The 11053-nt window shown below is 36.3% G+C and carries 8 protein-coding genes; 1 reads left to right on the forward strand and 7 read right to left on the reverse strand.

Annotated features, from left to right (window positions below):
- Positions 1-162: 162 nt before the first annotated feature.
- The 4 genes from xylE to BGC7_RS11375 form a co-directional block, all read right to left on the reverse strand.
- Positions 163-1719: a D-xylose transporter XylE gene (xylE, locus tag BGC7_RS11360; protein ID WP_050701705.1), complete on the reverse strand. Its 1557-nt coding sequence runs from the start codon at positions 1717-1719 to the stop codon at positions 163-165.
- Positions 1720-1812: 93 nt separating this feature from the next.
- Positions 1813-3141 carry a xylose isomerase gene (xylA, locus tag BGC7_RS11365; protein ID WP_050701706.1) on the reverse strand — a complete coding sequence of 443 codons (1329 nt, stop codon included), beginning with the start codon at positions 3139-3141 and terminating at the stop codon, positions 1813-1815.
- Between the two features lie 86 nt (positions 3142-3227).
- A complete protein-coding gene (locus tag BGC7_RS11370; RefSeq protein WP_050701707.1) occupies positions 3228-4709 on the reverse strand; it encodes a xylulokinase in 1482 nt (493 codons plus the stop codon).
- A gap of 32 nt (positions 4710-4741) precedes the next feature.
- Positions 4742-5452, reverse strand: a complete 711-nt coding sequence (locus BGC7_RS11375; RefSeq protein ID WP_050701708.1) for an NUDIX hydrolase — start codon at positions 5450-5452, stop codon at positions 4742-4744.
- Between the two features lie 461 nt (positions 5453-5913).
- On the opposite strand from BGC7_RS11375, the gene BGC7_RS11380 reads away from it, so the two are divergent.
- Complete coding sequence (locus tag BGC7_RS11380) at positions 5914-6324, forward strand: Fur family transcriptional regulator (RefSeq protein WP_050701709.1); 411 nt, start codon at positions 5914-5916, stop codon at positions 6322-6324.
- Between the two features lie 40 nt (positions 6325-6364).
- Here the strand turns inward: BGC7_RS11380 and BGC7_RS11385 are convergent, their stop codons facing one another.
- The 3 genes from BGC7_RS11385 to BGC7_RS11395 all read right to left on the reverse strand — a co-directional run bounded on the left by BGC7_RS11385 (position 6365) and on the right by BGC7_RS11395 (position 10367).
- Positions 6365-6844: a DUF4625 domain-containing protein gene (locus tag BGC7_RS11385; protein ID WP_050701710.1), complete on the reverse strand. Its 480-nt coding sequence runs from the start codon at positions 6842-6844 to the stop codon at positions 6365-6367.
- Between the two features lie 15 nt (positions 6845-6859).
- A complete protein-coding gene (locus tag BGC7_RS11390; RefSeq protein WP_050701711.1) occupies positions 6860-7951 on the reverse strand; it encodes a DUF4625 domain-containing protein in 1092 nt (363 codons plus the stop codon).
- A 70-nt stretch (positions 7952-8021) separates the two neighbouring features.
- Positions 8022-10367 carry a TonB-dependent receptor gene (locus tag BGC7_RS11395; protein ID WP_082206662.1) on the reverse strand — a complete coding sequence of 782 codons (2346 nt, stop codon included), beginning with the start codon at positions 10365-10367 and terminating at the stop codon, positions 8022-8024.
- Between the last annotated feature and the right edge of the window lie 686 nt (positions 10368-11053).

An 11053-nucleotide genomic window follows, 5' to 3' on the forward strand; every position in this document is an offset into this window, starting at 1 on the left:
AATGAATATTGTTCTATTCAATACTTATAATACTGTATCTCTTTATAATAAGAAATTATATTTGTGTTATAATATGTTTAGTAACAGAAAGCCTCTTTCGAGGCTCTCTGATTTTGAAACCTAACCACCTTATTCACCTAAAACACAATACAGCTATAGAGCTTATTTCTTCCATATATTTTCCATGTCTTCTAAAGTCTTCCCTTTAGTCTCAGGCAGACGCTTCCAAACAAACAATGCTGCAGCAACAGCTAAAATACCATAAATCCAATACGAGAACCCATGATTGAAGGTATTAACCAGAGTTTCATTCTTGTCCATAATAGGAAATGTCCATGAGATGAGAAAGTTTGAAACCCATTGTGCTGCAACAGCTATCGACATTACACTGGAACGAACAGAGTTTGGAAAGATTTCGGAAAGCATTACCCAGCAAACAGGCCCCCACGACATAGCGAAGCCGGCAGTATAGGTTAGCATAAAAACCAATTTCAATCCTCCGGGTAATCCTTGAGAAAAAGAAGTACCTAGACCCAACATAGACACAGCCATAACTAAAGCTCCGGTAATAAGTAATGGCTTCCGTCCAAACCTATCGACAGTCATAATAGCTAATACAGTAAACGACAGATTGATAACACCAACTATTATTGTTTGCAAGAGGGCTGAATCTGTACCTGAACCCATACTCTTAAATATTTCGGGAGCATAGTAGAGAACTACATTAATTCCCACAAACTGCTGAAAAGCAGATAATAACACGCCTGTGATGATGATAAGAAAGCCATAAGACCTAATAGGCACATATAATGCTATTACAAAACTTGCTATCATTGCTATTTCCAAAGCAGAAGAAACTCCTGCCAAAGAAAGAGTGATTATACCTACAACAAAAAGGATCAGCCATGTTATCATAAAACGATAATACGGTTTGAGAGAAACATTTTCCTCTTTATCAAAGCTTTGTTGTATTTCCGATACTTCTTGTTTGGCTAAAGCACTGCCCATCAATTTAGACAGAATATTCTCAGCCTGAGCCATACGTCCCTTCATGACCAGCCATCTAGGTGTTTCGGGAGCAATAAATAGCAGCAAAAAGAATATAGTAGAAGGTATGGCAAGAGAAGCAAACATCCATCGCCATCCTGTTACATGCAACCATTGAGTATCGCCTTGCTTAGCTATAAAATAGTTGACAAAATATACAACAAGCATACCAAATATTATTGCGAACTGATTCAATCCAACGAGGCTTCCCCTCTTGTTCGGAGGTGCAATTTCTGCAATATACATAGGCGAAACCATAGAGGCAATACCTACCCCTATACCTCCAAGTATACGATAAAACACAAAATGATATACAAAAGAATGATCTCCGGCCGAAGGCATGCGGAAGCCAATTTCAGGCCATGCCGAACCGATAGCTGCTAACAAAAATAGAATTGCCGCAACGAACAGAGCTTTTTTACGACCAAAAGTCTGACTCAGCCATCCGGCTACCGCAGCACCAAGTATACAGCCCATAAGAGCACTACTTATCACAAAGCCCTCCATCGCATTAGCCTCATTTAGGGGTAATCCCATCGGCTCAATGAAAAAATGTCGTAAAGACTCTACCGTACCGGATATTACCGCTGTATCATAGCCGAATAATAGTCCGCCAAGCGTAGCTATTAAAGTCAGTTTGAGCGTATAAAACTTATTTATTTCGTTTTTCATTGGTAAAGATTTATGTCTCTCGAGCCTCCCTATAAAGAGAGGCTATGTAGAGAGACTTATAATATTGAAATTATAAACAGAATAATCAGGAGGCTAGATATACAGATTTACAATAGCTTCGTAAAGCTCTTGCTTGCCGCTTATTTGCTTAGGTTCACCTACCTTATGAGCTATTGTACGCAGATCTTCGAGAGTAAGTTTACCATCTTCGAAAACTTTACCCTCGCCACTATCGAACGAAGAATAACGAGTCTGACGCAGTTTATTATAATCTGAATTAGCAAGAATATCGGCAGCAACGAGCAGTCCACGTGCAAACACATCCATACCTGAAATATGAGCAATGAACAGATCATCCATATCTGTAGAATTTCGACGAATCTTAGCATCGAAATTAACACCACCATTGCCCAGTCCTCCGGCAGGAAGCATTACAAGCCAGGCATGAGCGAAATCATAAATATCGAGTGGGAACTGGTCTGTGTCCCAACCATTCTGATAATCTCCTCTATTGGCATCGATACTACCCAATAATCCGGCATCGGCAGCAGCCTGCAATTCATGCTCGAATGTATGGCCTGCAAGAGTTGCATGGTTTACTTCGATATTTACTTTGAAATCTTTATCAAGACCGTAATTACGAAGAAATCCTATAACTGTTTCGGTATCGTAATCATATTGATGTTTCGTTGGTTCCATTGGCTTAGGCTCTATAAGAAATGTTCCGGTAAAACCTTGTTTACGAGCATAATCACGGGCCATGGTTAGAAACTGGGCAAGATGATCCTTTTCACGCTTCATATCTGTATTCAACAGGCTCATATAACCTTCGCGGCCACCCCAAAATACGTAATTAGATCCTCCAAGAGCAATAGTAGCATCAATGGCATTCTTTACCTGTGTGGCTGCACATGCTACAACCTCGAAATCAGGATTCGTTGAAGCTCCATTCATATAACGCTCGTGACTAAACACATTGGCTGTTCCCCACAATAGTTTTATGCCCGATGCAGCTTGTTTTTCTTTAGCATAATCTACAATGGTTTGAAGATTACTTTCATATTCGCCCCATGAATTACCTGCATCTACCAAGTCTACATCGTGGAAGCAATAGAAAGGAATACCCATCTTAGTCATAAACTCAAATGCTGCATCCATCTTATATTTTGCTTTGCTTATAGCATCATTGCCAATATTCCAAGGATGATGTATTGTGGCTCCTCCAAACGGATCTCCTCCGTTAGCGCACAACGTATGCCAGTATGCCATAGAAAAACGCATCCAGTCTTTCATTGTTTTGCCCATTACGACTCTATTCTCGTCATAAAAACGATAAGCCATCGGGTTTTTACTTTCTTTACCTTCAAATTTTATTTTTCCTATACCCGGAAAAAACTCTTTTGTTCCTTTTAAAATTTCCATAACACCTTTTTTATGAATAATAGTTTAAGGTCATAGACCCTTTTTGATTTATTTCTTATGTAAAAACTGGAATAGCGAGTCAGGTTTCAATTCTTCATAACAATTTCTTTCCACCTCTCATACGCATCTCTGTATTGAGCCTTCTTGTTATATTCAGGCTCTATTGTTCCAAGATTTTCTAACGAAGCAAAAGCTTCTTTTGCCGAAGAGTACAATCCTATCCCGATGCCGGCTCCTTTTGCTGCTCCGGCTGCCCCATCGGTATTAAACAATTCGATATTCACATTACTGACACTCGCCAGTGTCTGAGAAAAGACAGGACTAAGAAACATATTTGTAAATCCGGCTTTAACAGTATGTATATTCATTCCCATTTCCCGCATAATTTCCATACCATACTCATAAGAAAAAACAATACCTTCCTGAGCTGCACGAATAATATCTTTCTTGTCGTGAATATTGAAATTAATACCGTGCATGGAGCAATTCACATTTTTATTTTCTAATACACGCTCAGCACCATTGCCGAAGGGAACAATGCTTACCCCTCTTGCTCCTATCGGCGATTGTGCTGCGAGCTTATTCATATCATCATAAGATAGTCCTTCTAAAGCCAGATTACGTTTCAGCCACGAATTGAGAATGCCTGTACCATTGATACAAAGAAGAACTCCCAGACGAATCTGTTCGGGCGTATAATTCACATGAGCAAAGGTATTCACCCTCGATAGCTTATCATAATTCAACTGATCGAGAACTCCATACACTACCCCTGAAGTTCCTGCTGTGGATGCAATCTCGCCCGGCTCCACAACATTCAGAGATAAGGCGTTGTTTGGCTGATCGCCTGCACGGAACGAAACAGGAGTACCTTCTTTCAGACCTAACTCTTTGGCGGCCTCTGCCGATACATATCCCTGTATACCAAATATTGGCTTGATCTCAGGAAATAAACTTCTGGGAATGCCATAAAAATTGAGAACATCGTCAGACAGATCATTTGCTTTAAAATCCCAAAACATACCTTCCGACAGGCCTTCAATTGTCATTACAGCATCGCCTGTCAGCTTCATTCCTATATAATCGCCGGGAAGCATCAGTTTATCTACCTTTTCATATATATGAGGCTCATTTTCCTTTACCCATGCCAATTTTGATGCCGTAAAGTTGCCGGGAGAGTTTAATAAACGACTTAAACATCTCTCCTCTCCTATTTCCCGAAAAGCCTTCTCTCCATAAGGTATAGCACGGCTATCGCACCAAATTATAGAAGGACGCAAAACATTCTTATCCTTATCTACTAAAACTAAACCATGCATTTGCCAGGTGATACCGATTCCTTTGATTTCATCACTTTTAATACCTGACTTTTGCATTACCGAGAGATGTGCCAACTTGAGATTTTCCCACCATAGGGATGGCTCTTGCTCTGCCCATCCCGACTTTACGGCTGTTATTTTCATTTCTTCTTTTGGGAAGAAATCAGAAGACACAATTCTCCCTGTTTCGGCATTCACCAAGCAAACCTTTACTGATGAACTGCCTATATCATATCCAAGTAGGTACATATCTTTTTTGTTATTTATAGACTTATTTTGAGCTACATATTCGCCTTATACTTATTATGAGCTTTTTTATCGAATTTATAAAAACGGGCTGCCCGATGCGATACATTTTTCTGTATTTCCTCAAGTCGCACAACATAAGGCATGGCCGTTACCTTCTTATGGAAATTTCGAATATCTATATCTTTCTCATAAATAGCTTCATACAAACGATGGAGTTGGCTTATTGTAAATTTATTAGGTAATAGCTCAAATACCATAGAAGGGTCATGTTCTATCCAACGTCTTATTTCGTTTAATGATTCTTTTACAATCTGATTGTGATCGAAAGGCATTTTCGGAATTTCACGCAAAGGGCACCATTCGGTCTGCTTATATTTAGAAACATTGTTTAATTTACGATCTATTTTACATAACGAAAGATAAGCAACAGTAATTAGCCTATTGATATTAGGTTGATACTCTTTATCCAGCCATTTTATATCTTCCGATTTGCTAGCCCGGTCCGGTGAAGCAAAACAACGAAATTGACGAAGTGTCATTTTTTTTATTCCTGTCAGTTCGAAGAGAACACGATTTGCCGCATCGTCTACATCTTCCTCATCGTAGATAAGACTACCCGGTAGCTTCAGATCTTTCTGATTGTTTTCATCTCTCCTGACAAGGAGTATATTGAGACCATCATCATCGAAACCGAAGACAACACAATCAACTGAGACATAGGTATGAATAAATCTAGGCTTCATGGTATTTAGTCCTAATCTTATTATGTTTTGTACAAATATATAAATACAAATACAAATAAGAATAAAAACACAACAAATATTTTTATTAAATATCTGTATTATAATCACTTATATTTTGTATAAAATACAATAAGACACACAAGCTTTATGTATACATTACATTATTAAAATCGCATGAAAAGGGTAATTTAAGAGATATATTAAACGATTCTCTTATATGTTAATTTCTACAATAAGACAGATTCATTGTTTCTATCTTTTATCCGACATTTATATTCACGAAATTGAGTCTATAGGTGTAATTTTATTCTTAGATGTCTATAAATAAAAGCCTACTATATGAAGAAAACCGAATTAAAAGGAGAAAAAGTTAGGGGTTTGACAAATGATTTACTCTTAAAACATCTATATAACAATCATTATATTAAGCTTTTTACTATTTTTGTAAAAACAAACGAGACATGACAGCTGAACAGATCTTAAAAGAGCATGGAATAAAAAAAACAGTTTGCCGTAAATGTATTATCGACAAGTTGATAGAAAGTGACGATACAGCACTGACTGAGAACGAGATAAAAGATGCTTTTGCAGATCTTTTCGATCGTGTAACTTTTTATCGTTCTTTAAAAACCTTGGAGGAAAGTAAAATTATTCACCGTGTGGTATTGAATAATGCGACAGTTAAATACGCATTGAGCAGCCATCTTGTACTTTCGAAAATACATCCTCATTTTCATTGCACAAGTTGTGATAAAGTTATTTGCCTCGACTCTTCTTTGATGGACAGAAATATTCATTTACCTGCTGGTTATAAAGTAGAATCGGCTCAGATATTACTGGAAGGTATCTGCCCTGAATGTCAAAAAAAATAATTCCGAATATAGCTTCGTATATCCGGAATTATGTTCAAAATTATTTTTTATCCATTATTTTCAGACTTATCGCTCTTAATTGTTGCCATCCGGCTTTATCTGTGACTCGGACCATAAAGTGATAATCTCCTGTGTCAACATCTTCAGGAATAGAAATCTCCTCATTTGCTTCATATATGATCTTCCCCTCAGGAATAGCAAAGTCTTGATTATATACAAAAGCTTTTATCGGTTTCTTTTTAGGCTCTAAGTCACATTCTACATTATCAGTACTATGCGAATGATGATCAAAATTGTTATGTATTTCTATACTATAACTCCCTAATTCTACATTATCGGTAAAGATAGCCCTAAAAGAGAAACTTTCGCCTCGATACAGAATAACACAGTTCTGAGGGAAAGAATTACTTCCGTTCATATTTATTCCGGGTTTTTCCATATCCTTATCATCATCATCGCTACCACTACATGCTAACAGAAAAGAAAAAATAAAACAATAGAATATATACTTCATTTTCATAATATGCTGCTTTTTTTAAGCTGTTATTATTAGTTTTTCTTTTATGGTCTTATACGCACCCTTATTATCATTGGTTCTAATCTCAATAAGATATTCCCCTACTGCTGCACCTGTTGCTGCTAAATGCTTATGAAAGATGAACTCTTTGACATCGCCTGACACAAAATCGTCTGAGAAAGTATTATTATAAAAATATGTAGCAGGAGCAGAAGCTTTATAGATACGCACACGGATAGAAGAAATTGGATCAAGAGTATTCACCTTAAATTCGGTATGGATATTTGAAGCTGTTGCAGAATTATTGCTTCCTATTTCCAGATCAGAAACTGTAATTCCAGCTTCTTTTACTACTATATCTAACGACTTAGTAAGCGATTTCCCATTTTTGTCATATACTTTAAAATGAAGGTGGTAATCTCCTGAAGGTGCATTATCAGGAACTACCAAATGCTTGTGGAAATCTTTCAATTCTGTTTCACCCGTATATGCATAAACTGTATCCAGTTCAAAAGCAGCAGTCTCTCCCTCACTGTGAATTTCTACAAATATTCTATCTATACCGCTTTCTGCCTTAATAGATGTTGCCTCTACAACTGGAGATGTACCGATATATGCAATTTTATTGTCCGGAAAATCGTGTCCTGAACCAAAATTCAGACCTTCAATGCTAATATTCACAGGTACCGATTCTATAACCAACTCCGATTCAACAGTTGTTGCTTGTCCAAACTTATCTGTAACAGTAAAGTGTAAGTGATATTCTCCTTCCGGTGTTTCAGTAGGAATGTCAATATGCTCATGGAAATCAGCATTTTTCACACCGATATACTTTCCATTTACATACGACTTTTCAATCTTAAAGCTGCTGCCTTCCTCTTTATGTATTTCTATATCTATACGCTGTATTACACCATCGGCTACAATATTACCCTCTAAATGTAGATCGCCGCCTGCAACCGCAATCCTACTATTCTCACTGCCTATCTCGGTCAAGTGAATAATCGGTTTAGAAGGATTTTCGTCATTGTCATCATTGCTACATGAAGCAAACACCAGCAAGCAGAAATTTAAGATAAAAACGGTTCCCCATACTAATTTTTTACTCATAATTTATTTGTTTTTAAGGGATATACATATCCCGGTTATTAAATGATTTGAACTATTGCCTGATAATTTATCAGAAATCAAGACCAACCATAACAGAGAAATTACGTCCCGGTTCCGGTACATCTATCAGGCGATAATAGCTTGTATGATCGTAATATTTTTTGTTCATCAAGTTTTGTCCTTGCATACTAACTTTTATCTTAGATTCCTTCCATGCAAAAGTTCTTCCAGCAGATATATTCAAGGTGCTATATCCTTTTGTCTTATTTTCAGGAGGTACTATTTCATTTTGGTTACCTGTTATTTTATAGTTTACAGAAATATAGGCATCACGTCCACTCCATCTTGTTTTGGGAGAATATTTCAGAGTTGCCGAAGCAGACCATGGTGGAGAAAAAGGAAGTGTATATCCTTTCTTGTCGCCAGAAAGCTGCCTGGAATGTAAGTATTCGCCAGAAAATTCAGACTCGAATTTGTCAGACATTTTCCAGATACATTCTGCCTCAAATCCATATCTAAACACTTTGCTTTGTGTATAATAATACACTTGCAAGCCTTCATAATAGTCAGATGTCGGATTGAGGTATATATAGTTAGGAAAATAGTTCACATACGGATCGAACTGAATATTGAAAATGTTATTAGTCCAATTGATACCTAAGTCCAATTGATAAGACTCTTCAGGAGACAGATCAGAATAACCTCTTTCGAAACGAAAAATATGATAATTTATCCCATCAGAACCTAACTCCTTAGGTGTAGGAGCGCGAAAACTTTTACCTAAATTTGCCTTAAAGCTCCACTTGTTTATCATATAATTGATTCCGGCAGACCAACTAAAACTACTAAATGAGCGATTCAGGTTTGCCGAACGTTCTTTGTATAACGAATCCGAGCCTTCTATTGGAGTTTTGTACCAATCATGATATTCAGATATATGTGTGTGTATAAAATCAAAACGAGCCCCTGCACTTAAAATCAAATTATCGGATATATGATATCTATCCAGAGCATACCCTCCAAAAGATGTGTTTTCAAAATCGGGGATAATAAACCCCCACCCTTCACGTTTGTTGTCTTGATGCTCAATACTTAATCCAGCATTTATATGATGTTTGTCTGCAAGCCGAAATTTAGAAGAAAGGTTTGCTGTATATGTGTTTTTATTAAACTTTCTTTCTAATGAGTTTAACGGTATAGGCATATAACCATGCGAAACGGGTTCAGATCGTTCTTTACGCAAATTGTTCTGAAAAGCAAAATTTCCCTCCAGACGAACTTTATCAAGCTGCCAAACAGAATTGTTTATCAACTTAAAGTGATTGACCGAATGGTAAGGTAGATCTATATCCCGAAAAGATTTATCATAGTCAATATCTGACATGCGAACTTCTAATCCGTGTGCATCAGCAAAAAAGCCACTTTTGGTATATATATTCGATATATGGAAATTGGATTTGAATGCTTTGGAAATATATCCCATCGTAAAACCGCCATTTTGTTCTTTTCCGGCTGTGTTACGAAGTCTTTTCTTTTTCAGCTTTATATAATACGAATAATATTGAATACTATCGGTAGGTACTTTATAGTCGGCATAATCAATAAACGTAAAGTTGGCTTTATAATAAAATTTGTTCTTCTTCCCTGCCAACTGGGCAGAGAGTCCTACCGACTCGTTATTGCTACGAGCAAACAAGTTTAATCTTCCCTCTGTACTCTTTGTCGGAATGTAATTGTTTCGCAGACTTATAACTCCTCCAATAGCATCCGAACCATACAACAATGATCCCGGACCTTTAATAATCTCAATATCATCAATTGTAAACTGATCTATTTCCAGCCCATGATCTTCTCCCCATTGCTGCCCTTCGTGTTTAATTCCGTTTTCAGAAACAATCATACGATTAAACCCTAAACCTCTTATTGCGGGCTTAGATTGCCCCGACCCAATACTCATAGCCTTGACTCCGGGAATTTTCTCCAAAGTATTCGTCAAACTACCCGAAAAGTTTTCCTCAATGTAAGATTGGTTTACCTTAATAAGGTTTTGAGAAGATTGCATTTGAATATCTTTAAACTTATTTCCTTCAATAAGCACTTCTTTCAACTCAAGATTATCTTTCTCCAAAACAAAGTCCTGTTTTATGTTTCCAGTCACTTCTATTTGTATCGATTGAGATACATACCCCAACGATTTTACAGATAAAATGATTATTTTATTGTGTGCCACTACTAATGAGTAATATCCGTCTTTATTGCTTTGAACAATCTCATTGCTATATTCTACATATATTGATGCAGCTTCTAAAGGCAATTTGTTTTCATTAGTTACCCTGCCACTTACATGATATGTACTCTGAGAATAAGAGTAAACGATAGAGAGAAGGAATAATAATAGTGTATTATATATTTTCATCAGAGATTAAAATAACTTTATTATAAATTGATTTCATCTGAAATATTCGTCATTTGAATCAGAAATGCAAATATAACAAAAATAACAAATGCAACAATGTTGCATATTTAAATATTTTAAATAAATGTCTCTTTTTTACAATCAAGTTCTCTAATAGAACTTTATATTTACAAAATGGAATCTTTAGAAATTTTATCACCTTGCAGAGAATTATTCCAATAGGGAACATAAACTTATTTTTCCATACAGATACGCCATTGTTAGTGGATGGTACAAAGACATTGCAGCCACAAGCATTTACTAGTGGACAAAGTACGACATATAGCAATCTTATCCAATTGGGCACTACAGATATGATATGTGTTGCATTTCCTAGCTCTTAAATCTTCATCATGAGGTAAAATTAACTCTAAAAAATTACCTTGATGTAAGTGATTTATGAACCTACCAGGATGTTTTATGTCAAGAGACAAAAATTCTGACTCTATATTCAGAAAGTAAGAGCTGACCTTGCCTTTAAAACACAGAGTAAAAAGAGAAAAAAAATTATTTTTAAATATATATCTTTTACACTACTATACTTTCATCTAAAAAGAAAAAACTTCATGTTACTCCTTTTTCCCTGTGGTTAAAACCATAAAGTCGAGACGACTTTATGGTTTTAATTAATAACTTCCAATAATATA

Origin of the sequence: Dysgonomonas sp. BGC7, from assembly GCF_001261735.1 — a bacterium.
Classification (GTDB): domain Bacteria; phylum Bacteroidota; class Bacteroidia; order Bacteroidales; family Dysgonomonadaceae; genus Dysgonomonas.